Origin of the sequence: Azohydromonas lata (assembly GCF_034427735.1) — a bacterium.
GTDB classification, from domain to species: Bacteria; Pseudomonadota; Gammaproteobacteria; order Burkholderiales; family Burkholderiaceae_C; genus Azohydromonas; species Azohydromonas lata.
Window position 1 is genome coordinate 251,596 of sequence record NZ_JAXOJX010000002.1, and the last position, 24,474, is coordinate 276,069.

16 protein-coding genes are annotated in these 24,474 nt (G+C 71.8%); 9 read left to right on the plus strand and 7 right to left on the minus strand.

Annotation, left to right across the window (positions count from 1 at the left end):
• Window positions 1–8 precede the first annotated feature (8 nt).
• The 6 genes from SM757_RS03310 to SM757_RS03335 all read left to right on the plus strand — a co-directional run bounded on the left by SM757_RS03310 (window position 9) and on the right by SM757_RS03335 (window position 12,330).
• A complete protein-coding gene (locus tag SM757_RS03310) occupies window positions 9–2,438 on the plus strand; it encodes a DNA internalization-related competence protein ComEC/Rec2 (protein ID WP_322464347.1) in 2,430 nt (809 codons plus the stop codon).
• A gap of 114 nt (window positions 2,439–2,552) precedes the next feature.
• The gene (locus SM757_RS03315) at window positions 2,553–6,125 is read left to right on the plus strand and encodes a transglutaminase family protein (protein ID WP_322464348.1); all 3,573 of its coding nucleotides are present in this window, start codon (window positions 2,553–2,555) and stop codon (window positions 6,123–6,125) included.
• 4 nt (window positions 6,126–6,129) lie between these two features.
• The gene (locus SM757_RS03320; RefSeq protein ID WP_322464349.1) at window positions 6,130–8,625 is read left to right on the plus strand and encodes a circularly permuted type 2 ATP-grasp protein; all 2,496 of its coding nucleotides are present in this window, start codon (window positions 6,130–6,132) and stop codon (window positions 8,623–8,625) included.
• Window positions 8,622–9,776, plus strand: coding sequence for a transglutaminase family protein (locus SM757_RS03325; RefSeq protein WP_322464350.1), 1,155 nt, complete (start codon window positions 8,622–8,624; stop codon window positions 9,774–9,776). The genes SM757_RS03320 and SM757_RS03325 overlap by 4 nt, the downstream gene beginning before the upstream one ends.
• 95 nt (window positions 9,777–9,871) lie before the next feature.
• Window positions 9,872–11,308: a circularly permuted type 2 ATP-grasp protein gene (locus SM757_RS03330; RefSeq protein ID WP_322464351.1), complete on the plus strand. Its 1,437-nt coding sequence runs from the start codon at window positions 9,872–9,874 to the stop codon at window positions 11,306–11,308.
• A gap of 20 nt (window positions 11,309–11,328) precedes the next feature.
• On the plus strand, window positions 11,329–12,330 hold the full coding sequence (locus SM757_RS03335; RefSeq protein WP_066331896.1) for an alpha-E domain-containing protein: 1,002 nt from the start codon (window positions 11,329–11,331) through the stop codon (window positions 12,328–12,330).
• Between the two features lie 111 nt (window positions 12,331–12,441).
• Here SM757_RS03335 and SM757_RS03340 read toward each other — a convergent pair whose 3' ends face one another.
• The 5 genes from SM757_RS03340 to SM757_RS03360 all read right to left on the minus strand — a co-directional run bounded on the left by SM757_RS03340 (window position 12,442) and on the right by SM757_RS03360 (window position 18,809).
• Window positions 12,442–13,218, minus strand: a complete 777-nt coding sequence (locus tag SM757_RS03340; protein WP_322464352.1) for a response regulator — start codon at window positions 13,216–13,218, stop codon at window positions 12,442–12,444.
• Window positions 13,219–13,589: 371 nt separating this feature from the next.
• A complete protein-coding gene (gene mltB / locus SM757_RS03345) occupies window positions 13,590–14,699 on the minus strand; it encodes a lytic murein transglycosylase B (RefSeq protein ID WP_322464353.1) in 1,110 nt (369 codons plus the stop codon).
• 7 nt (window positions 14,700–14,706) lie between these two features.
• A complete protein-coding gene (locus tag SM757_RS03350; RefSeq protein ID WP_322464354.1) occupies window positions 14,707–16,833 on the minus strand; it encodes a transglutaminase TgpA family protein in 2,127 nt (708 codons plus the stop codon).
• Window positions 16,834–16,843: 10 nt separating this feature from the next.
• Window positions 16,844–17,860, minus strand: a complete 1,017-nt coding sequence (locus tag SM757_RS03355) for a DUF58 domain-containing protein (RefSeq protein ID WP_322464355.1) — start codon at window positions 17,858–17,860, stop codon at window positions 16,844–16,846.
• Between the two features lie 22 nt (window positions 17,861–17,882).
• Window positions 17,883–18,809, minus strand: a complete 927-nt coding sequence (locus tag SM757_RS03360) for an AAA family ATPase (protein ID WP_322464356.1) — start codon at window positions 18,807–18,809, stop codon at window positions 17,883–17,885.
• A gap of 31 nt (window positions 18,810–18,840) precedes the next feature.
• Here SM757_RS03360 and SM757_RS03365 point away from each other — a divergent pair, with 31 nt between their 5' ends.
• The 3 genes from SM757_RS03365 to SM757_RS03375 all read left to right on the plus strand — a co-directional run bounded on the left by SM757_RS03365 (window position 18,841) and on the right by SM757_RS03375 (window position 22,132).
• Window positions 18,841–19,782, plus strand: coding sequence for a histone deacetylase family protein (locus tag SM757_RS03365; protein WP_322464357.1), 942 nt, complete (start codon window positions 18,841–18,843; stop codon window positions 19,780–19,782).
• Window positions 19,783–19,875: 93 nt separating this feature from the next.
• Entirely contained in the window at window positions 19,876–21,312 is a 1,437-nt protein-coding gene (locus SM757_RS03370; protein WP_322464358.1) for a mechanosensitive ion channel family protein, read from the plus strand.
• Window positions 21,313–21,490: 178 nt separating this feature from the next.
• A complete protein-coding gene (locus SM757_RS03375) occupies window positions 21,491–22,132 on the plus strand; it encodes a hypothetical protein (protein ID WP_322464359.1) in 642 nt (213 codons plus the stop codon).
• Between the two features lie 95 nt (window positions 22,133–22,227).
• On the opposite strand, the gene SM757_RS03380 is transcribed toward SM757_RS03375, so the two are convergent.
• Both SM757_RS03380 and SM757_RS03385 read right to left on the minus strand, forming a co-directional pair.
• Entirely contained in the window at window positions 22,228–23,754 is a 1,527-nt protein-coding gene (locus SM757_RS03380; protein ID WP_066331915.1) for a fumarate hydratase, read from the minus strand.
• A gap of 126 nt (window positions 23,755–23,880) precedes the next feature.
• The gene (locus tag SM757_RS03385) at window positions 23,881–24,456 is read right to left on the minus strand and encodes a TIGR00645 family protein (RefSeq protein ID WP_157118730.1); all 576 of its coding nucleotides are present in this window, start codon (window positions 24,454–24,456) and stop codon (window positions 23,881–23,883) included.
• Window positions 24,457–24,474: the final 18 nt, after the last annotated feature.

Sequence of the window (24,474 nt, forward strand, 5' to 3'; positions counted from 1 at the left end):
CGCAGGGGTTGAGCTTGCTCGCCCTGGCGCTGGCGTGGCTGCTGGGCACGGCCTGGCAACTGCAGCAGCCGCGGCTGTGGGCGCCGGTGGTGGACGCGGCGCTGCTGCTGGGCGCGCCCCTTTTATGGCTCTCGTGGCGCTGGGCGCGCAGCTCGCGGCTGGTGGGCCGCTGGCGGCTGCTCTTCATGGCGCTGGCGCTGGGCGGTGCCGCGGCGCTGGGTGCGGCCAATGCCGGCCTGCAGGCCCGCGCGCGGCTGGCCGACGCGTTGCCGCCCGCGCTGGAGCGCCAGGCGGTGGAGCTCACCGGCGTGGTGGCGGAGCTGCCGCAGGACAGCGCCGAGGGCTTGCGCTTCGTCCTGGCGGTGGAGGGCGCGCGTACGCCGGATGGCGCCCCGGCGGCGGTGCCTTCGCGCGTGTCGCTGTCCTGGAGCCGCAGCGGCCCGGACGAGCCGGCGCTGTCCTCGCCCGGGGTGGAGCTGCGTGCCGGCCAGCGCTGGCGGCTGTGGGCGCGGCTGCAGGCGCCGCATGCGCTGCTCAACCCGCATGGCTTCGACGGCGAGCTCTGGCTGTTCGAGCGCGGGTTGCGCGCCACGGGCAGCGTGCGCGGGGAGCCCGCACAGCCGAGGTTGTTGGCCGAGGGCCAGTGCTGCGACGTGGAGCGCGCGCGCCAGTCGGTGCGCGAGGCCATTGCCGCGCAGGTGAGCAACCCACGCGCTGCCGGCGTGCTCGCCGCGCTGGCCGTGGGCGACCAGGCCGCCATAGAGCGGGCCGACTGGTCGCTGTATCGCGCCTCCGGCACGGCGCACCTCATGGCCATCAGCGGGCTGCACATCACGATGTTCGCGTGGCTGGCGGCGCAGGCCGTGGGCGCGCTGTGGCGGCGCAGCGCCGCCCTGTGCCTGTGGCTGCCCACGCCGTGGGCCGCGCGCGCCTTGGGCGTGCTGCTGGCCGCGGCCTATGCGCTGCTGGCCGGCTGGGGCGTGCCGTCGCAGCGCACGGTGTGGATGCTGGGCTGTGCGGCGCTGCTGCACCTGCTCGGGGCCCGCTGGCCCTGGCCGCTGGTGTTGGGTGCGGCGGCCGTGGTGGTGAGCGCGCTGGACCCGTGGGCGCTGTTGCAGGCCGGGTTCTGGCTGTCCTTTGCCGCTGTTGGGCTGCTCATGGTCTCGGAGCCGGCGCAGCCCGCGGCGGTGGCCCGTGTCGATATCGATGCCGATGCGCCGCCAGGCCCGGCACGGCGTGCCCTGGCGCTGCTGCGCGGCGCGGTGCGCACGCAACTCGTGGCCACGGTCGGCCTGGCGCCGCTGACGCTGCTGCTCTTTCAGCAGTTCTCGGTGGTTGGGCTGCTGGCCAACCTGGTGGCCATTCCGCTGGTGACACTGGCCGTCACGCCGCTGGCGCTGCTGGGCGTGCTTTGGGCGCCGCTGTGGAGCGTGGCGGCGGTGCTGCTGTTGGCCCTCAACGCCGTGTTGGCGTGGCTGGTGGGCTTGCCGGGCGCGGTATGGATCACAGGCGTGGCGCCGGGGTGGGCGCAGTGGGCGGCGCTGCTGGCCGGGGTACTGGCGGTGGCGCCGCTGCCGTGGCGGCTGCGGCTGCTGGCCGTGCCGCTGCTGCTGCCGGTGGCGCTGCCGCCGCCGTCAAGGCCGGCGCCGGGCTTCTTCGAAGTGGTGGCGGCGGACGTGGGCCAGGGCAATGCGGTGCTGGTGCGCACGCACGCGTCGGTGCTGGTCTACGACAGCGGCCCGCGCTACGGCCCGGGGCGCGACGCGGGCGAGCGCGTGCTCGTCCCGCTGCTGCAGGCGTTGGGCGAGCGCCAGGTGGACACGCTCGTCATCAGCCATCGCGACATGGACCACGCCGGCGGTGCCGCCTCGCTGCTGCGTGCGCTGCCCGTGGGCGAGCTGCGCAGCTCGCTGGAAGCGGGTCATGCACTGCTGGCCGTGGGCGTGGCTCACCAGCGCTGCGAGGCCGGCCAGCGCTGGGAGCGCGACGGGGTGCGCTTTGCCGTGCTGCACCCCCGCGCATCGGACTACGCCGTCGCCAACGCTCGGCCCAATGCCCTGAGCTGCGTGCTGCAGGTGACGGACGCGGCCGGCCGCCGCCTGCTGCTCTCCGGCGACATCGGTGCGGCGCAGGAAGCCGCGCTGGTGGCGGCCGACGCCGCGGCGCTGCGCAGCGCGCTGCTGCTGGTGCCGCACCACGGCAGCGGGGGTTCCTCTTCGCCGGCTTTCCTGGACGCCGTGGCGCCGGAAGTGGCCATCGTCCAGGCCGGGCACCACAACCGCTTTGGGCACCCGGCCCCCGACGTGGTGCAGCGGCTGCGCGATCGGGGCATCGAAATGGTGCAGACACCGGACTGCGGCGCCTGGCGCTGGCGCGATGGTCAGTCCAGTTGCGAGCGCCTGCTGCGTCCGCGCTACTGGCGGCACGGTTTGAGCTAGTGCAACCCTCCCGGCCCTGGACGAGGCAACCGCCCAACGGCCACCGCTCCGGAATAACCCGGGTGCGAGAATTCAGAATCAACTCTTCCTAGCCATACGAGAGGGAACGCCGTCGTGTCCATCCATGTCGCGCTGCACCACGTCACGCACTACCGCTACGACCGCCGCGTGGGCTTGTCGCCGCAGCTGGTGCGCCTGCGCCCCGCGCCGCACTGCCGTACGCCGATCCTGAGCTACTCCTTGCGGGTCGAGCCCGCCGAGCACTTCATCAACTGGCAGCAGGACCCGTTTGCCAACTACATCGCCCGCCTGGTGTTCCCGGAAACCACGACGGAGTTCAAGGTCACGGTCGATCTCGTGGCCGAGATGTCGGTCTACAACCCCTTCGACTTCTTCCTGGAGCCGCAGGCCGAGAAGTTTCCCTTCGAGTACGCGGCCGAGGCCAAGCCGGACCTCGTGCCCTACCTCAAGACGCTGGAGTCCAGCCCCAGGCTGGACGCCTTCGTGGAAAGCATTTCCCGCGAACCGCAGCCCACGGTGAACTTCCTGGTCGCGCTCAACCAGCGCGTGCAGGAGGAGGTGGGCTACCTCATTCGCCTGGAGCCCGGCGTGCAGACGCCGGAAGAGACGCTGGAAAAGCGCAGCGGCTCCTGCCGCGACTCGGCCTGGCTGCTGGTGCAGGTGCTGCGCCGCCTGGGCCTGGCGGCGCGCTTCGTCTCCGGCTACTTGATCCAGCTCGTCCCGGACGTGAAGTCGCTGGACGGCCCCTCGGGCGCCGAGACCGACTTCACCGACCTGCACGCCTGGTGCGAGGTCTTCCTGCCCGGCGCGGGCTGGATCGGCCTGGACCCGACGTCGGGGCTGCTGGCTGGCGAAGGCCACATTCCCGTGGCCTGCACGCCCGAGCCCTCGACGGCGGCGCCCGTCTCCGGCGCGGTGGACAAGTGCGAGGTGGAGTTCGAGCACCTCATGGCGCTCACCCGCGTCCACGAGTCGCCTCGTGTCACCAAGCCCTACACCGAGGAGCAGTGGAGCGGCCTGGTCGAGCTGGGCCGCCGGGTGGATGAGCAACTGCAGGCGCAGGACGTGCGGCTGACCATGGGTGGCGAGCCCACCTTCGTCTCCGTGGACGACCGCGACGGCGCCGAGTGGAACACCGACGCCATGGGCCCCACCAAGCGCGGCCGTGCCATCGAGCTGCTGCACCGGCTGCACGGCGAGTACGGGCGCGGTGGCTTCCTGCACTTTGGCCAGGGCAAGTGGTATCCGGGCGAGCAACTGCCGCGCTGGGCCATGACCATCGCCTGGCGCGCCGACGGCCAGCCGGCGTGGAACGACCCCTTGCTGTTTGCCGACGAGCGCGAGCCGCAGCCCTACACGGCCGACGACGCGCAGCGCTTCATCACGCGGCTGGCGTCGCGGCTGGCGGTCAACGCCGCCCACGTCATGCCTGGCTTCGAGGACGCCTGGTACCACTTGTGGCGCGAGCGCCGGCTGCCGGTGAACGTCGATCCCCTGGACTCCAAGCTGGACGACGAGCTGGAGCGCGTGCGCCTGCGCCGCGTCTTCGCCAAGGGTCTGGATGCCGTCACCGGCTACGCGCTGCCCGTCAAGCGCGAGAGCGCCGGCTGGGCCAGCGGCCCGTGGTTCCTGCGCGATGAGCGGCTGTACCTGCTGCCCGGCGACTCGCCCATGGGTTTCCGGTTGCCGCTGGACTCGCTGCCCTGGGCCTCCGAAGAGGACAAGCAGCAGGACTTCATGCCTGACCCCTTCGCGGCGCGCGGGCCTTTGCCCGCAAGCGGGGCGGCGTCGGCGCCGCTGGCGCAACCCCATCCGCACCAGCCCGGCTATGACGCGCACCGCAGCGGCGCCGGTTGGGCCGAGGGCGGCGTGGTCGCGCTGCAAGGCCAGCCCTGGCCCGGCGACGTGCAGGACGCCGGCCTGGCCGCCGCGGGCGGCATGGGGGGCGGCGCTGCCGGCGGCAGCGGTGGCGGCGGCGATGGCCTGGGGCAGGGCACGGGCGTGCTGGGGGCGGACGGCGGCTTTGCCGCCACTTCGGCCTCCGCGCAGCACGGCATGCCGGGGCGGCAGGAGTCGGCCGGCTGGATCACGCGCACGGCGCTGTGCGTGGAAGTGCGTGACCCGGCGCGGGCCAACGGGCCCAAGGCCGAGGTGGCGTCCAAGGCCACCACGGGGGCCATTTACATCTTCATGCCGCCGCTGCAGCACCTGGAGCACTACCTGGAGCTGCTGGGCCACGTCGAGGCCACGGCCAAGGAGCTGGGCGTGCGCATCGTGCTGGAGGGCTACGGCGCCCCGCGCGACCCGCGTTTGAAGATCCTGCAGGTCACGCCGGACCCGGGCGTGATCGAAGTGAACATCCACCCGGCCGAGCGCTGGGACGACCTGGTCGCCCACACCGAATTCCTCTACGACGCGGCGCACCACAGCCGGCTGTCCACCGAGAAGTTCATGCTGGACGGCCGCCACACCGGCACCGGTGGCGGCAACCACCTGGTGCTGGGCGGCGCCACGCCAGCGGACAGCCCCTTCCTGCGCCGGCCGGACCTGCTCGCCAGCCTGCTGACCTACTGGCACAACCACCCCAGCCTGAGCTATTTGTTCAGCGGCCTCTTCATTGGCCCCACCAGCCAGGCGCCGCGCTTCGACGAGGCGCGCGACGACCAGGTCTATGAAATCGAGATCGCCCTGGCCGAGCTGGAGCGCCAGAACGCCGGCCCGGCGGGCGTGCCGCCGTGGCTGGTGGACCGCCTGTTCCGCAACCTGCTGATCGACGTCACCGGCAACACGCACCGGGCCGAGTTCTGCATAGACAAGCTCTATTCGCCGGACGGCCCAACCGGCCGGCTGGGCCTGCTGGAGTTGCGCGCGTTCGAGATGCCGCCGCATGCGCGCATGAGCCTGGCGCAGCAACTGCTGCTGCGCGCGCTGGTGGCGTGGTTCTGGCGCGAGCCCTACCGCGGCCGCGGCGACACGCGGCTCACGCGCTGGGGCACGGCGCTGCACGACCGCTTCACGCTGCCGACCTTCGTGCGCATGGACTTCGAGGACGTGCTGGCCGACCTGCGCGGCGCGGGCCTGGCCTTCGACGGCGCCTGGTTTGGGCCGCACTTCGAGTTCCGCTTCCCCGTCATCGGCGCCATGGCCACGCAGGGCATGGAGCTGGAGCTGCGCACGGCGCTGGAGCCCTGGCATGTCATGGGCGAGGAGGGCTTCGCCGGCGGCACGGTGCGCTACGTGGACTCGTCGCTGGAGCGGCTGGAGGTCAAGGTCACGGGGCTCAACGGCAACCGGCACGTCGTCACCGTCAACGGCCGCGCGCTGCCGCTGCAGCCCACGGGGCGCGTGGGCGAGTTCGTCTGCGGCGTGCGCTACCGCGCGTGGCAGCCGCCGTCGGCACTGCACCCGACTATTGGCGTGCACGCGCCGCTGACCTTCGACCTCGTGGACCGCTGGGCCTCGCGCTCCGTGGGCGGTTGCCGCTACCACGTGGCGCATCCGGGCGGGCGCAACTACTCGACCTTCCCGGTCAACGCCTACGAGGCCGAGAGCCGCCGCCTGGCCCGCTTCTTCAAGCTGGAGCACACGCCGGGCCGCATGCAGGTCTCGCCGGCGCGGCCCAGCCTGGAGTTCCCGTTCACGCTGGATTTGCGCATGCCGGGTTGAGGCGATGAGAGTCGCCACCCCGCGCACCCGTCCGCGCACGGTGGCCAGCGCTGCGGACTGGCTCACGCGTCTGCCCCCGTCCGGCACGCTGGACGAGTGGCGCGCGCCGGACCGCAACCTGAGCCCCTCGTGGCAGAAGCTGCTGGCCTCGCTGCCGGCGCGGCCGCAGGCCTTCGGCGCCGAGCTGCAGCGCCGCGCGCAGCAGCTCGCGCAGCAACTGCGCGCCGACGCCATCACGCACAACGTGCACGGCACGGAGCAATCGCTGCCCTGGGCGCCGGAGCTGCTGCCGCTGGTCATGGAGCCCGCCGATTGGGCCGCCATAGAGCGCGGCGTGGCGCAGCGCGCGCAGCTCCTGCAGCTCATGCTGGCCGACCTCTACGGCGGGCGGCAGTACCTGCTCAAGCGCGGGCTGCTGCCGCCGTCGCTGCTGTTTCGCCACCCGGGCTACCTGCGGCCACTGAACGGCTTCTCGCCGCCGGGCGGGCTGTACCTGCACGTCGTCTCCTTCGAGCTGGCACGCGGCCCCGACGGGCGCTGGTGGGTGACCTCGCAACGCACGCAGACGGCCGCGGGCCTGGGCCACGTGCTGCAGCACCGGCTGATCGTGTCGCGGCTCTTCCCCGAGGCCTTCGAGCAGTTGCGGGTGCAGCACATGGCCTCGACCTACCGGAGGCTGCTGCAGTCGCTGCGCGGGCAGGCGGCCATGGCGGCCGCGGACGCGCATCCGCGCCTGGCGGTGCTCACCGCCGGGCCGGACGCGCCGGGCTATTTCGAGCACGCCTATCTGGCGCGCTACCTGGGCCTGCCGCTGGTGGAGGGCGGCGACCTCACGGTGCGCGGCGAGCGGCTGTACGCCAAGATGCTCGAAGGGCTGGCGCCCGTGCACGGGCTGCTGCGCATGATCGACGACAACCAGTGCGACCCGCTGGAGCTCGACGAGCGCCAGGGCTGCTACGGCGTGCCGGGGCTGCTGCAGGTGCTGCGTGCCGGACGGCTGGCGCTGGCCAATGCGCCGGGCTGCGGCTTCCTGGAGTCGCCGGCCCTGTCCGGTTTCCTGCCCGGCATCGCGCAGTCGCTGCTGGGCCAGCCGCTGCTGCTGCCTTCGCTGGCGTCGTGGTGGTGTGGCGAGGCCGCTGCCTGGGAAAGCGTGCGGCCACATTTGCCAAAACTGTGCATGCGCCCCAGTCTGGGGCCTGATGTTGGTGCGCTGCGCCCTGAGGGTGGGCGCATCGAGGAGGATCCGGAGGCCTGGACGCTGCAGGAGCGCCCCGGCCGGTCACAAGCGCTGCGCTGGCGGGAAGGGCGGCTGGAGGGCGTGCCGGTTGGGCTGCGCGTCTACGCCGTGGCCGACGGCACGGGCAACTGGCAGGTGCTGCCCGGCGGGTTTGGGCGCGTGCATGGCGATGCCGACGAGCCCTTGCTGCCCGCGCGCGGCAGCGCCATGGACCTGTGGGTGCGCACCGACGGCACGGTGGACACCTTCAGCATGCTCACCGGGCGGTTGAGCGTGGACGACATCCTGGCCCGTCGCGGTCCCGTGGCCAGCCGCACCGCCGAGAGCCTGTACTGGTTGGGCCGCTACACCGAGCGCACCGAACAGGCCGTGCGCCTGGCGCGCGCGGCGCTGCAGCGCAGCACGGGCACGGAGCTGCCGGCGCCCGTGCAGCGCGCGCTGCGCGTGCTGCTGCAGCGCGCGGGGCTGTTGGGCAGCGGCGGCGTCGCGCCTTCGCGCGCGGTGCTGCGGCGCTCGCTGCTCAAGGCCTTGGGCGAGGAAAGCGGCCTGGGCTGGCTGCTCACGGCGCTGTCACGCTCGGCGGGCAGCCTGCGCGAGCGGCTGTCGCCGGAGCAGTGGGGCCTGATGCGCAGCATGGGCCAGGACTTGCGCGCCACGCTGCGGCCCGCGGACAAGGCCGCGCCCACCACCAACGAGGTGCTGCGCGCGCTGGACGAGCTGGCGGTGCAACTGGCGGCGGTCACCGGCGCGCAGTCCGACCGCATGACGCGCGACCACGGCTGGCGGCTGCTGACCGTGGGCCGCCACGTGGAGCGCCTGGTAAGCCACGCCACGCAGTTCGGCGTGCTGCTGCGCGAAGGGGCGCTGGCCGACGCCGAGGGCAACGCGCTGCTGCTGGAGCTCTACGACTCCACCATCACCTTCCGCGCCCGCTACCAGCGCCACCAGGACCTGCTGGCGCTGGTGGACCTGCTGGTGCTGGACGACAACAACCCGCGCGCCTGGGCCTGCATCCTGCGCCGGCTGCGCACCGAGCTGCGCAAGCTGCCCATCGCCGCCGACGTGGCCGACGAGCTGCTCTCCGGGTTGCCCGCACAGGGCCCGGGCCTGACACTGCAGACGCTGCGCGGCTTGGACGACGAGGCGCTGCGCCGCCGCCTGGACGCACTGGCCGCGCAGCTGGCCGACGCCGGGGCGCAGCTCTCCGACGACATCGGCAAGCGCTTCTTCGCCCACGTCAGCGACCCGCTGCAAAAGCCATGAGCACCCGACCCGAATCCGAGCCGGCAGCGCCAGCGCCGTCCGACGCCGAGCCCGGCGCGCCTGCGGCCGTGGAGGCGGTTGCCGCCGCACCCGCGCCCGGAACTCCCGCCGCGGACCCTGCCGGTGCGGCCGTGCCCGCCGTGGCGTCCGCGCCCACGGTCGACGCCGCTGCGAAGGCCGAGGAAACGCCCGCGGCCGAGCCGCCGCATTTGGGCCTGGCCGTGGAGCACGTCACCGAGTACCACTACGGCAGCGCGGTGGAGCTGGCGCAGCACGTGGCCTGGCTGCGCCCGCGCGAGGAGCCCTGGCAGCAGTTGGAGGAGTTCGACCTGCGCATAGAGCCGCCGCCGGACCACGCGCGCGAGGACATGGACCGCCACGGCAACCCGCGGCTGCTGTTCAGCCTGGCGCGAGCGCACGATGCGCTGCAGGTGCGCGCGCGCAGCCGGGTGCGGCTGCACCCGCGTGGTGCGTCGCTGCAGCCCTCGGCCTCCCAGTCTTGGGAAGCGGTGGCGCGGCGGCTGCGCTTTCGCGCGGGCTGGACCTGGGAGCCGGCGGCGGAGTTCACCGCCTGGTCGCCCTTCGTCCCGCGCCTGCCGGCGTTGCGCGAGTACGCCGCGTCCAGCTTCACGCCGGGCCGGCCGCTGGCCGAGGCCGCCATCGAGCTGATGGAGCGCGTGCACGACGAGTTCGAGTACCGCAGCGCCAGCACCCAGATCGACACGCCGCTGGCCGAGGTGCTGCAGCGCCGCCGCGGCGTGTGCCAGGACTTTGCGCACGTGCTGGTGGGCGCGCTGCGCGCCATGGGGCTGGCCGCGCGCTACGTCAGCGGCTACCTGCTCACGCGCCCGCCGCCGGGGCGCCCGGCGCTGGTGGGCGCCGACGCCTCGCATGCGTGGGCCGCGGTGTGGTGCCCGCGCGCCTATGCCGACGAGGACGCCAACGGCGCGTGGCTGGAGCTGGACCCGACCAACCGCGTCGTCCCGGACATCGAGCACCTGCGCGTGGCCGTTGGGCGCGACTTCGGCGACGTCACGCCGCTGCGCGGCGTCATACGCGGCGGCGGCTCGCATACGCTGGGCGTGCGCGTGCATACCGTGCGCTGGGGCAAGGCCGGCGAAGAGGCCGCGGCCGACACTGAAGTGGTTTGAAGCGGCATGTCGCATGCCGCTCCAGCGTGTGCCCGCGCTGCGGGTGAGGCCGTGGCACACAAGTTGCGAAAGCGCTGCAGGAAGGAGCCAGAACGATGAGACCCAGCTTCGACGAGATGCGTCCTCACCCGGATGCGGTCCGCGAGCATTACCGACGCTTCGCACAGTGGCTGCAACGCCAGCCCCGCGAGCTCATGGATGCACGGCGCCAGGAAGCGGAAATGATCTTCCGCCGCGTGGGCATCACCTTCGCCGTCTACGGCGCGCAGGATGACGGAGCCGGCACCGAGCGGCTCATCCCCTTCGACCTGATCCCCCGCGTGATCCCTGGCGCGGAGTGGAAGCGCATGGCGCAAGGCCTGCGCCAGCGCGTCACGGCGCTCAACCGCTTCATTGCCGACGTGTACGGCAAGCAGGAGATCCTCAAGGCCGGCATCGTCCCGGCCGAGCAGGTGCTCCACAACGCGCAGTACCGGCCTGAGATGGCCGGCGTGAAGCTGCCGCACGACATCTACTCGCACATCGCCGGCATCGACCTGGTGCGCGCGGCCAACCCCGACGGCACGGGCACCAACTACGTGCTGGAAGACAACCTGCGCGTGCCCAGCGGCGTGAGCTACATGCTGGAGAACCGCAAGATGATGATGCGGCTCTTCCCCGAGCTCTTCGCGCAGGAGCGCATCGCGCCCGTGGCCCACTACCCGGACCTGCTGCTGGAGACGCTGCGCTCCGTGGCGCCGGCCGGCGTGGAAGATCCCACCGTGGTGGTGCTCACGCCCGGCATGTACAACTCGGCCTACTTTGAGCACGCCTTCCTGGCGCAGCAGATGGGCGTGGAGCTGGTGCAGGGCTCGGACCTGTTCGTGCGCGACGACACGGTGCACATGCGCACCACGCGCGGCGCGCGCCGCGTGGACGTGATCTACCGCCGCATCGACGACGACTTCCTGGACCCGCAGGCCTTCCGCGCCGACAGCGCCTTGGGCTGCGTGGGCCTCATGCAGGCCTACCGCGCCGGGCGCGTGACGCTGTGCAATGCCGTGGGCACGGGCATCGCCGACGACAAATCCATCTACCCCTACGTGCCGCGCATGGTGGAGTTCTACCTGGGCGAAAAGCCCATTCTGGAGAACGTGCCCACCTACCTGTGCCGCGAGGAAGAGTCGCTCAAGTACGTGCTGTCCAACCTGCAGGAGCTGGTGGTCAAGGAAGTCCACGGCGCCGGCGGCTACGGCATGCTGGTGGGCCCGGCCTCGACCAAGGCGGAAATCGAGGACTTCCGCGCCAAGATCGTCGCCAACCCGCACCACTACATCGCCCAGCCCACGCTGAGCCTGTCCACTTGCCCGACCTATGTGGAGTCGGGGATCGCGCCGCGGCACATCGACCTGCGTCCTTTCGTGCTCAGCGGCGCCAACGGCGTGCAGATGGTGCCCGGCGGCCTCACCCGCGTGGCGCTCAAGGAAGGCTCGCTGGTGGTGAATTCTTCGCAGGGTGGCGGCACCAAGGACACCTGGGTGCTTGAGGAATAAGAAGGAAAGGACGCAACGTCATGCTGTCGAGGACCGCGGACCATCTGTTCTGGATGGCCCGCTACATGGAGCGCGCGGAAAACACAGCGCGCATGCTGGACGTCAACCTGCAAACTTCGCTGCTGCCGCAGTCGGCCGATCGCGCCGAAGCCGGCTGGCGCGGACTGCTGGGCATCTCCGAGCTGGAAGACAACTTCAAGAAGAAGTACGGCGAGGTCAACTCCGCCAACGTCATGCACTTCATGGTGCGTGACGAGCACAACCTCTCCAGCATCCTGAACTGCCTGCGCGCGGCGCGCGAGAATGCCCGCGCCGTGCGCGGCGCGCTCACCACCGAGGTCTGGGAAACCCAGAACCAGACCTGGCTGGGCTTTCTCAAGCAGATGCAAAGCGGCAACTTCGACCGCGACCCGGCCTCGTTCTTCGACTGGGTCAAGCACCGCTCGCACCTGAGCCGCGGCGTGCGCACGGGCACCATGCTGGAAGACGAGGCGATGTACTTCCTGCGCCTGGGCACCTTCCTGGAGCGCGCGGACAACACCGCGCGGCTGCTGGACGCCAAGCTCCACGCCCTGGGCGGCTCCTTCACGCAGTCGCAAAACGGCAACGGCAACGGGCATGGACAGAGCCAAAGCCAGCAGGGCCACGAGACGCAGGAGGTGGACTTCTACTACTGGTCTGCGGTGCTGCGCTCGGTCTCGGCCTTCGAGATCTACCGCAAGGTCTATCGCAACGTGATCCGGCCGGAGAAGGTGGCCGAGCTGCTCATCCTGCGCCCGGACATGCCTCGCTCGCTTGTGGCCTGCCTCAACGGGATCATGGAGCAGCTCCAGCTGGTGGCCAACGACCACAGCGACGAGACGATGCGCCTGGCCGGCAAGTTGCAGGCGCAACTGCGCTGGGGAACCATCGAAGAGATCATGGAAGGCGGCCTGCACGACTACCTGGTCGAGTTCCTGCGCAGCGTGGGCGACCTGGGCGTGGGGATCAGCCAGGACTTCCTGGTGCCCATGGCGGCCTGAGTTTTCCGTCGCGCCACAGTGCCCGGCCCCGCGCCGGGCGGCTTGCCGGCTCAGTGCCCAATGAACAACGCCCGCCTCACGCGGGCGTTGCTGTTGTTGCGGCGCTGCCCGTCAGGGCGCTGCCGGCACGTGGTGCAGCCGCTGGTCCAGCTCGGCCAGCACCTGTACCATGTCCAGCGGCTTGGTCCAGTAGCTGTCGAAGCCCGCGGCCAGGGCGGCGCGGGTGTCCTCGGTGAAGGCATCGGCCGACACGGCGATGGCCGGCACGCCGCGCAGCGCCGCGTGTTTCGCCCGCAGCAGTGTCAGCAGCTCGGTGCCGCTGCCGTCGGGCAAATTCATGTCCAGCAGCAACAGGTGCGGGCGAAACTCCGGCGCGGTGGCCAGGGCCTCGGCCTGCGTGGTGGCCACGCGCAGCACCCAGTGCGGACGCTGCGCCAGCAGCGCCTCCATCAGCAGCACGTTGAGCGGGTTGTCCTCCACATAGAGCAGCCGGCGCGCGGGCGTGGCGGCGTCGTCCGCGGCGGACTGCGCCGGGGGCAACGCGAGGCCGCTGCGCACCGGTGCTTGAGCGGGCAGCAGGCAGGAAGGCTTTTCCGGCGGCGTGGAAGCCGCACGCATCTCCTGCGCCAGCTTCAGCAGCGTTTGGGCGCAGGCATCGATCAGCTCAACCTGCCGCTGCTGCTCGGCACCCAAGGAGCCGTCCTGCGACAGCAGTTGCGTGAAACCCAGGATGCCGTGCACGGACGTGCGCAGCTCATGGCTGGCGTGCGCCAGGAATTCGCTCTTGCCGCCGCTGTCGCATGGCGGAGCCTTGCCACCCCCAGCCTGCACCGCGGCCAATGCCGGCGAGGCGGCAGTGAAGGCGTAGTGACAGGCCGTCGTGGACATAGCGGTAAGCTCTCTCAAGTTTTGTCAACAAATGTTAAAGCTTTGGGCTTGCGCCGGGTGGTTGCCGAATTGCGTAAGCGGGTAAAGCTTGACTTGAGGCGTCGCGTGCATGCCGACTGCAGGCGGCGCGCTTTCGCGCCTGTTTTTGCGCCCACTGGAGGCAGCAGCGCTGCAGTGCGAGGCTTGAAATGCGGGGCGGCCACCGGTTTGCACGGTGCAGACGACACGACCCAGGCTCCTGCACCTCCCAGCCGTCAGGCAGGGCTGTACGAAGTACGGCTTGCAAGCGCTTCTGGACAAGCTGTGCCTGAGCGGCACGGTGGCCGAGCCCGGCCGTCTGGCGCTGGCCGTCGCGAGCTTGGCCGGCGGCGTCAGCGCGCCGCGGCCACCGCCGCGCCCAGCTCTATCACCGCCAGCGCGTAGTAGCTGGACCAGTTGTAGCGGGTGACGGCGTAGAAATTCCTGGTTCCGGCCACGTAGCTGGGCTCGCCGTCGCCGTTGAAGAGCTGCACCAGCGCCAGCGGGCCGTCCAGCTCTTGCGCCGTACGCTCCAGCGCGGCGCCGTGCTCGGCGAACTGCGCCGGGGTGAAGCTGGGCAGGATGTCCGGCGCCAGCAGCACGGCACGCTGCGCGGGGTCCGTGGGCGGCGCGACCGAGAAGTGCGTGGGCAGCCCCGGCTGCCAGCCGTGCGAGGCCAGGTAGTTGGCGACGCTGCCTATGGCGTCGGCGGCACTGCCCATGAGGTCCACGTGGCCGTTGCCGTCGAAGTCCACGGCCAGCTTGTTGATGTTGCTGGGCATGAACTGCGGCAGGCCCACGGCGCCGGCGTAGGAGCCGCGCACGCCGGTGGCCTCCATGCCTTCGCGCTTGGCCCACACCAGCAGTTGGGCCAGCTCGTCGCGGAAGAAGCCGCTGCGGTCGCTGCGGCCGCTGGGGAAGTCGAAGGAGAGCGTGGCCAGCGCGTCCAGCACGCGGAAGGACCCCATGTTGCGGCCGTAGTAGGTCTCCACGCCGATGATGCCCACCACCAGCGCCGCGGGCACGCCCCAGCGCTCCTCGGCCAGGGCGAGCCAGCGCTCGTTCTCCTCCCAGAAGCGGCGCCCGGCGGCAACGCGCTGCGGCTCCACGAAGCGGGCGCGGTAGGCGGCCCAGTTCTTCGCCGTGGACACGGGCGGCGGCATGATCAATTTCGCCACGCTGGGCAGGTAGCGCGCCTGCTGTAACTGGCGCTGTACCCACTCGGGGTCCAGTTCGAAGCGCTCGGCCATGTCGGCGCCGAAGCGCATCACGTCCTCGCGGCGGCCGTAGGTGACGACGTCCGGGTCGCTGTCGCTGCGCGCGGTGCGCGCGGCGGTGGACGTCTTCTTGGCCGTCGCCTTGGCCTTTGAAGCGTGGTGCGGTGCGGTGGCGTGGACGGGAAGGAGGGCGAAGGACAGGGCGGCCGCGGCGAGGGCGGCGCGCAGGGGCAGTCGGCAGGGCATCTCGGGATTATCGCGAGCGCGCCGCCGCGTCCCCGGCTGGCGGCGTGCCCGCGGCCAACGTGGTGGGCGTGTCCGTGCGGGAAGTCCCGCGCGCGGCCGGCGTGCTGGCCACCGCGCGCTCGAAACCGCGCCGCCAGCGCCGCAGCTCGCGTGCGCCCGCACCCGGCCCGCGGCCGTAGCGCAGCGCCTCCAGCGCCAGCAGCGCCTCCTGCACCGGCGCGCCGGCGGCGCCCAAGTGCTGCTGTACGCGCGTGGCCAGCGCGCGCGGCGTGTCGTGGGGTGCGCACGTGACGCCCAGCCGCCCCAGGCCGCGTGCCAGCCGCGGTTGCAACTGCCGCCAGGGGTCGCGCGGGCGGCGCAAGGAGCGCGTGGCGGCCCAGGCGCCGGCCAGGCCGGCCAGGGCCAGCACGCCGCCCAACAGCCGCAGCAGCGTCCCGGTGTCCGGCGCGTGCAGGCCCAGGCGGCGCAGCAGCGCCATCTGCCGGGTGCCGGAATACTGCAGCAGGGCGCGGTTCCAGGTGCGATTGAACCCGCCCCAGGCCTGGCGCCACTGCTGCAGCAGCGCAGGGCTCCAGTGCTGCAGGGCTTGGGCGAGCAGGCCGTCGCCTTCAGCCAGCAGCTCGCCGCGCTGCACGCGCTCCGGGGCCACGGCGGCGGTGGGGTCCACGCGCTGCCAGCCGCGTCCGGCCATCCAGACCTCGGCCCAGGCGTGCGCATGGCGGTTGCGCACCGTCCACCAGCCGTCCTGCGGCAGTGGGTCGGCGCCCTGGTAGCCGGTGACCACGCGCGCGGGCAGGTCCAGCGCGCGCATCACCACCACGAAAGCGGCGGCGAAGTGCTCGCAAAAGCCCTCGCGGCGGTCCAGCCAGAAGGCGTCCACAGCGTCCTGGCCCAACGCGGCAGTGTCCTGTGGCGCCATGGTGTAGCTGTAGCCGCCGTTGCGGATGTGGGACAGCACGGTGGCCACCAGCGCCGGCGCGCCGGCCTGGGGCAGGCGGCGGCGCAGATCGGCCGCCCACTGCAGCGTGCGCGGGTTGTGGCCGGGGGGTAGCGCGGTGTCGGCGCGCAATGCGGGCGCGGCCTCGGTGGGCCCAAGCTCGAAGCCGGGCCAGGCCCGCGCCCGCAGCGCCAGCGGCTGCACCGGCGGGCGCAGCAGCGTCCATTGGCCTTGGGCGTTGAGCCGAGCGGCCGGCAGCGGGCTGTCCAGCAGCGGCGAGAGCTCCAGCAGCGGCAGCAGCGGCAGTGCCGAGGGCTGCAACTGCATCTCGTAGGGCAGGCCGGCGCCGTCGAGCTGCATGGGCGGCGGCGGGCCGGGCTGCAGGCGCGGCGTCCAGGTGTTGCCGTCGAACTCGGAGAGCACCGGTCCGCGCCAGTACAGCGCCTGCAGCGGCGGCACGGGGCCGTTGAAGCGCACGCGAAAGGCCACGCGGTCGTCGTTGGCCAGCGCGTGCATGCCCCCCAGGCTGAGCTGGCCGGAGAGGCCCGTGTGCGCCGAGGGCAGGTCCGCCGGCGGGCCGAACAGCGGGCCCAGGCGGGGGAAGAAGAGGAACAGCAGCAGCGCCAGCGGCGCCCCGCGCAGCGCCGCGCCGGCCACCACGCCCGCGGCCTCGCGCAGGCTGGGGTAGCCCAGCGGGCGGTGCGCCAGCACCAGCACCGTCATCAGCCCCCAGGCCGACAGCGCCATGGCCAGCGCCAGTTGCGGCGTCTGGCCGTAGAGGAAGTGCGTGAGCACCAGGAACAACCCCAGGAAGAACACCACCAGCGCGTCGCGCCGCGCGTGCAGCTCCAGCGTCTTGAGCGCCATGAGCACCGCCAGCAGCGTCACGCCCGCGTCGCGCCCAAGCAGCGTGCCGTGGCTCCAGGCCGTGCCGGCCAGGGCCAGCGCCAGCAGCGACCAGCGCAGCCAGCGCGGCGGCAGCGGCTGGCGTTTCATGGCCAGCCGTGCCCGCCACAGCAGCGTGGCGGCCACCAGCGCGCCGCACCAGGCGGGCAGGTGCGGGGCATGGGGCAGCAGCGTCCAGGCGATGACGGCCAGCAGGAAGAGCAGGTCGCGCGTGGAGCGCGGCAGCGTCACGCCCGCGCGGTGGCCGTGCAGCGCGGCGCGCAGGTTCGCGAAGAGGGAAGGAAACGCCACGGCCCGCTTGTCAGTCCGAGGCCGCCGTGCCCTGCGGCGCACTCCACAGCGCCAGCGCCTGCAGCAGCCGCTGCCGGTGCTGCGCACCGGTGGCGGCGGCGATGCGCACGCCGGGCAGCTCCAGCGCGCAGGGCACGTCGGCCCGCGAGGCGGCCTGCACCCAGGCGGCCAGGCGCGACAGGCGTGCCTCGGTGTCGCCCGCACCACTGCCCGCGTTGTTTCCCGCGTCCTGCCAGCGCAGCGCCAGCGGCGCGGGGCTGCCGGCCTGGCGCTCGCGCGTGACCAGCTCGCCGTGGTGGGCGCTCTTCTTCCACAGCAGCTCGTGCGGCGCGTCGCCGCGTCGGTAGGCGCGCACGCCGGAGAAATCGCCGTCCTCGCGCAGCGCGCGCGTGGTGGTGGCTTGTGGCTGGGCTTGCGGGCGCGGCAGCGGCGGCGCGTGGGTTTCCGGCGCGGGCCAGGCCAGCGCTTGGGCGGCCGGGCGCCACAGCGTCCAGGCGCAGAAGAGGCCCAAGGGGTAGCGCGTCTGCACGCGCAGCGTCGGCAATTCGTGGCGGCCGCGCGTCGGGGGCGTCCAGTGCAGCTCGACCACGGCTTGGCCCTGAGCCGGCACGTCCACCCAGGCCGGGCGCGAGCGCGTGCCTGTCTCCCACACCAGCGCGATGCCGTGGCGCGCCGCGCCGGGGTTCACGCACTCCACCTTCAGCGCCAGCGGCTGCCCGGCAAAGCCGGGTGCCGGCTCGCGCAGTTGGAATTGCAGCCCGCGCAGCGTGCGGTGCGTCATCAGCAGCGCGGCGAAGCCGGTGCCGGCCAAGGTGAAGCACATCAGGTAACCCAGCGAGAGCTGCAGGTTGATGGCCGCCAGCAACATGAGCGCCACCGTGGCGGCGAACAGCCAGCCCGCGCCCGTAGGCAGGATGTAGAGGCAGCGCTGCTCCACGACCCAGCGCGCGCTGCGCGGGTGGCGCCGCCGCAGCCAGCGGCGCACGAGGGCGCGCGGCAGCAGGCTCAGGGCCAAGTTGGGCGGCATGCGCGGCATAGGGCGGCGGCCTTCAGGGCAGGGGCACCGCCTCCACCAGGGCGCGCACCTGCGCGGCGCGGCCACGGCCGCTGTCGGCCGCCACCTGCAGCCGGTGCGTCAGCACCTGCTCGGCCACGCCTTGCAAATCGTCGGGGGCCACGTAGTCGCGGCCGTGCAGCAGGGCACGGGCGCGGGCGGCGCGCAGCCAGGCGATGCCCGCGCGCGGGCTCAGCCCTTGAGCGAACCAGCGGCCGTCGCGCGTGGCGGCGATGAGGGCCTGCAAATAGTCCAGCAGCGCGTCCGACGCGTGCACGCGCAGCACGGCCTGCTGCGCGGCCAGCAGCGCCGCGGGCGCCATCACCGGCGCCAGCCGGGCGATGGAGGCGCGGCGGTCCTCGCCTGCCAGCAGTGCGCGCTCGCTGGCGCGGTCGGGGTAGCCCAGCGTCAGGCACATCAGGAAGCGGTCGAGCTGGCTTTCCGGCAGCGCGAAAGTGCCCAACTGGTCGCCGGGGTTCTGCGTGGCGATCACGAAGAAGGGCGAGGGCAGCTCGCGCGTGAGCCCCTCGATGCTTACCTGCTGCTCCTCCATCGCCTCCAGCAGCGCGCTTTGCGTGCGCGGGCCGGCGCGGTTGATCTCGTCGGCCAGCAGCACCTGGGTAAACACCGGGCCGGGATGGAAGACGAATTGCTCGCGGCTGCGTTCGTACACCCCCACGCCCAGCAGGTCGCTGGGCAGCAGATCGGCCGTGAACTGCACGCGCGTGAAGCGCAAACCCAAAGAGACCGCCAGCGCGTGCGCCAGCGTGGTCTTGCCCACGCCCGGGAGATCCTCTATGAGCAGGTGCCCGCCCGCGAGCAGGCAGGCCACACAGTCCTCGACCTGCGCGCGCTTGCCCACCACCACGCTGCCTATCTGCTCCACCAGCGTTTGCAACTGTTCCGTGAGTCGCGAATCCATGCGGGCACCTTAAATCACAATCCACCCTGCCATGACGACCGCCTACTACAGCCATCCCGCGTGCCGCGCGCACGACATGGGCGCGGGGCATCCGGAGTGTCCGCAACGGCTGGACGCCATCGCGGACCACCTGCGTGCCACGGGCCTGGACATCGCCCTGGACTGGCGCGAGGCCCCCCTCGCGCGCATCGAGGACCTGGAACTGGCGCACAGCGCCCACTACGTGCTGGAGATGCAGGACCTGCTGCAGCGCCTGCGCGACGAGGGCGAGCGCCACGCCCTGGACCCCGACACCTACGCCGGCCCCGCCACCTGGGACGCCGCGCTGCGCGCCGCGGGCGCCGCCGTGGCGGCCACCGACGCCGTCATCGAGGGCAGCGCCGGCAGCGCCTTTTGCGCCGTGCGCCCGCCCGGCCACCACGCCACGCGCGACCAGGCCATGGGCTTTTGCTTCTTCAACAACGTGGCCGTGGCCGCGCGCCACGCGCTGGACGTGCGCGGCCTGCAGCGCGTGGCCATCGTCGACTTCGACGTGCACCACGGCAACGGCACCGAGGACATCGTGGCCGGCGACGAGCGCGTGCTGATGCTCAGCTTCTTCCAGCACCCGCTGTACCCCGGCAGCGGCGCCGTGCCCCTGGGCACCAACATGGTCAACGTGCCCGTGCCGCCCTACACGCGCGGCCCCGAGGTGCGCCAGCTCATAGACGCGATGTGGATGGAGCGGCTGGAGGCCTTCCGGCCGGAGATGGTCTTCTTCTCCGCCGGCTTCGACGCCCACCGCGACGACGACCTGGGGCAGCTCGGCCTGGTGGAGGCCGACTACGCCTGGATCACCCGGCGCATCAAGGACGTGGCCGACCGCCACGCCCAGGGCCGCATGGTCTCCTGCCTGGAAGGCGGCTACGACCTGGGGGCGCTCGCGCGCAGCGTGGCCGCGCACCTGCGCGCGCTGGCCGGGCTGGAGCACTGAAGCCCGCGCGGCGCGGGCCGCACATCCTGAGCACTGAACAATGAACCGGCCGCGTTGCCCGTGGCGGTGCCGCAAGACACAAGAGGGGAAGGCATGAATCCAACCGATCTGCAGGCGCTGCTGGAGGCGCTGACGCACCGCGGCGTGCTCGTGGAGCTGGGCACGCTGGCCGGCTGCCTGGGCGGGGCTTGGGCGCTCACTTGGCTGCTGCGCGGGCGACAGCCCCGCGCGCCGGGCGTGTGGTTTGGCGACCACCTGGTGGACGGCGTGCTGCTGCCCGCGCTGGCGCTGGCAGCCGTGCTCACGGCGCGCTGGGCGCTGCACTCCAGCGGCGTGCTGGTGCGGCCGGCGCTGCTGCAACTGGCCGTGCCCATCCTGGCGTCGCTCTTGATCATCCGCGTGGGCGTGCGGGTGCTGCAGGTGGCGTTTCCGCGCTCGGAGCTGGTGGGCGTGGCGGAGCGCACGCTGTCATGGGTGGTGTGGATTGGCCTGGTGCTGTGGCTCACCGGCGCGCTGCCGCTGCTGCTGGGCGAGATGGAGGACATCCGCTGGAAGGTGGGCGGCAGCAGCGTGACGCTGCGCAGCCTGGTGGAGGGCGGCCTCTCCACGGTGGTGGTGATGGTGCTGGTGCTGTGGCTGTCCTCGGCGATAGAGACGCGGCTGCTCTCCGGCGCCACGGAGCCGGGCTTCGGCGGCAACCTGTCGCTGCGCAAGATCGCGGCCAACGCCACGCGGGCGCTGCTGCTGCTCGTGGGCCTGCTGCTGTCGCTGTCGGCCGCGGGCATTCCGCTGGCGGCGCTGTCGGTGTTCGGCGGCGCGCTGGGCGTGGGCATCGGCTTTGGCCTGCAGAAGCTGGCCGCCAACTACGTCTCGGGCTTCGTGATCCTGGCCGAGCGCTCGCTGCGCATAGGCGACGTGGTGAAGGTGGACAACTTCGAGGGCCGCATCACCGACATCAACACGCGCTTCACGGTCGTGCGCGCGCTCAATGGGCGCGAGTCCATCGTCCCCAACGAGATGCTGATCACGCAGCGGGTGGAGAACCTCTCGCTGTCCGACCCGCGCGTGGTGCTGAGCAGCCTGGTGCAGGTGCCCTACGGTACGGACATCGACGTGCTGATCCCGCGCCTGGTGGAGGTGGTGCGCGCCGTGCCGCGCGTGCTGGCCGAGCCGGGCCCGGCGGTGCAGCTCACGAGCTTTGCCGCCGACGGGCTGGAGCTCACCGTCTCCTACTGGATAGGCGACCCCGAGAACGGCTTTGGCGGCGCGCGCAGCGACGTCAACCGCGCGCTGCTGCGCACGCTGCAGACGCTGCACATCGACATTCCCTTCCCGCAGCGCGTGGTGCAGGTGCAGGCCGCGCCCGGGGCCGAGGCCGCGGCGCAACTGCTGCAGCAGCCTGCGCAGCCCGTGCCGCCGCCCGCGCCGTCGCAACCCGCCGTGCCGCAGCCGGCCGCGCTGCAGGCACCCGTGCTGGCGGCGGTGCCGGCCGCCATGGCCCAAACACAGCCGCCGGGCATGGCGTCCTGAGGAGCGCGCCGCGCGGCGTGAGCTTTGGCACGCGCGCCGCCACCGCGGCACGGGCGGGCGCAAGTGGAGGGTCGATTCGAGAAATAAGCGGCGCGTGCCGGCGCTGCGCCGCCCTTAGGCTGCGGCCACCGCACGCCACACGCATGGCGAGCCCGCCACCTTCCACCTTGCGCATTCCATGAAGCAGACCCTGACCGCCGCCGCGCTCCTGGCGGCCTGTTCCGCTTTTGCCGGCGACGTCTACATGGGTGCCGGCCTGCCCGGCATACAGCTGGGCTACGCGCAGCCGCTGTCCGACAGCTTCACGCTGCGCGCCGACTTCAGCACCCTTGGGCGGCTGCACCGCACGCGCAGCGACAACAACCTCGACTACGACACCAAGCTCAAGGTGGATCGCCTGGGCCTGTTCGCCGACTGGTTCTTCTCCGGCAACTGGCGCGCCGTCGGCGGCCTGACGCTCAACCGCGCCCGCGCCGACCTGCGCGGCAGCGGCAACGGCAGCACCATCACCATCGGCAACACGACCTACGTGGCCGGCCCCGGCGAGGGCTTCGACGTGGACGTGAAGTTCCCGCGCGCCATGCCCTACCTGGGCCTGGGCTACGGCCACAAGGGCCAGGCGGTCAAGGGCTGGAAGATGGCTTTCGACGCCGGGCTGGCGTTCGGCAAGCCCAGGGTGAGCGGCACGGTGCGCGGTGCGCTGCTGTCGCAGGCGGTGTCGCAGGCCGACATAGACCGTGAGCTGGCCGACATCCGCGACGACGCCAACAAGCTCAAGGGCATTCCGCAGCTCAGCCTGTCGGTGAGCTACCGCTTCTGACGGGGACGCGCGGCGGCCGACGGCCGCGGCAAGAAAAAACGGCGCCCGCGGGCGCCGTTTTCATTGCAGGGCAGGGGAGCCCTGGGCGTGCCGCGTCAGGCCACGGCCACGGGGATCTTGCCGATCTTGGCCTGCCACTCGGCCGGGCCGGTCTGGTGCACGCTGGTGCCGGTGGCGTCCACGGCCACGGTCACGGGCATGTCCTTGACGTCGAACTCGTAGATGGCTTCCATGCCCAGGTCGGCGAAACCCACCACCTTGGCCGACTTGATGGCCTTGGACACGAGGTAGGCGGCGCCGCCCACGGCCATGAGGTAGGCGCTCTGGTGCTTGCGGATGGCCTCGATGGCGGCGGGGCCGCGCTCGGCCTTGCCCACCATGGAGATCAGGCCCGTCTGGGCCAGCATCATCTCGGTGAACTTGTCCATGCGCGTGGCGGTCGTCGGACCGGCCGGGCCCACCACCTCGTCGCGCACCGGATCGACCGGGCCGACGTAGTAGATGACGCGGTTGGTGAAGTCCACAGGCAGCGGTTCGCCCTTGGCCAGCATGTCCTGGATGCGCTTGTGCGCGGCGTCGCGGCCGGTGAGCATCTTGCCGTTGAGCAGCAGCGTGTCGCCGGGCTTCCAGCTGGCGACTTCTTCCTTGGTCAGCGTGTCGAGGTTGACCTGCTTGCTCTTGTTGTAGTCCGGCGCCCAGGCGACGTCAGGCCACAGGTCCAGGCTGGGCGGCTCCAGGTAGGCGGGGCCGGAACCGTCGAGGACGAAGTGCGCGTGGCGCGTGGCGGCGCAGTTGGGGATCATGGCCACCGGCTTGGACGCGGCGTGCGTCGGGTAGGTCTTGATCTTGATGTCCAGCACCGTGGTCAGGCCGCCCAGGCCCTGCGCGCCGATGCCCAGCGCGTTGACCTTCTCGTACAGCTCCAGGCGCAGCTCTTCGAGCTTGTTCTGCGGGCCGCGCTGCTGAAGCTCGTACATGTCGATGTCTTCCATCAGCGCTTCCTTGGCCAGCAGCATGGCCTTCTCGGCCGTGCCGCCCACGCCGATGCCCAGCATGCCCGGCGGGCACCAGCCCGCGCCCATCAGCGGCACGGTCTTGAGCACCCAGTCCACCAGGTTGTCGCTGGGGTTCATCATCACGAACTTGGTCTTGTTCTCGCTGCCGCCACCCTTGGCGGCCACGGTGACGTCGATCGTGTTGCCCGGCACCACGGACATGTGCACCACGGCGGGCGTGTTGTCCTTGGTGTTCTTGCGAGCAAAGATGGGATCGTCCAGCACCGAGGCGCGCAGCACGTTGTCCGGGTTGAGGTAGCCGCGGCGCACGCCTTCGTTGACGGCGTCCTCGATGGAGCCGCTGAAGCCTTCGAGCTTCACGTCCATGCCGATCTTCAGGAAGACGTTGACGATGCCGGTGTCCTGACAGATCGGACGCCGCCCCTCGGCCGACATCTTGGAGTTGGTCAGGATCTGCGCGATGGCGTCCTTGGCCGCGGGGCTTTGCTCGCGCTCGTAGGCGCGGGCAAGGTGCGTGATGTAGTCGGCCGGGTGGTAGTAGCTGATGTACTGCAGCGCGGCGGCGACGCTGTCGACGAGATCGCTCTGGCGGATGATCGTGGTCATGGGGTGCACCGGGGGGTGTTAGGGGGCAAACCCGCCAAGTTTACCGGGCAGCCTGAGACGAGGCTGACGGCCCCGGAAAGCGCCGCGCCGGGGCGTGCGGCTTGCTGTCCGGGGCGCGAGCATCGTTCAGTGCTTGGCGCCGCCGTTGTTGTGCGGCAGCAGCCGGTCGGTCATGGCGATGGCCATGGCCGACAGGAGGAAGGCGACGTGGATGATGGTCTGCCACATCAGCACCTTTTCGGTGTAGTTCTCGGCGTTGATGAAGGTCTTGAGCAGGTGGATGGAGCTGATGCCGATGATGGCCGTGGCCAGCTTCACCTTGAGCACCGAGGCGTTGACGTGGCTGAGCCACTCGGGCTGGTCGGGGTGGCCTTCAAGGTTCATGCGCGAGATGAAGGTCTCATAGCCGCCCACGATCACCATGATCAGCAGGTTGGAGATCATCACCACGTCGATGAGCCCCAGGACCACCAGCATGATCACGGTCTCGTTGAGCTTGGGCTCCCAGTCCGGCCCGGCCTTGTAGCCGATGCTCTTGACCAGGCTCTCCAGCGCCTGCGTGTCGCCGAGTCCGGCCTGCACCAGGTGCATCAGCTCCACCCAGAAGTGAAAGACGTACACGATCTGCGCCAGGATCAGGCCCAGGTACAGCGGCAGCTGCAGCCAGCGGCTGGCAAAGATCATGTTGGGCAGGGGGCGCATGCGCACCTGCGTTGGGTC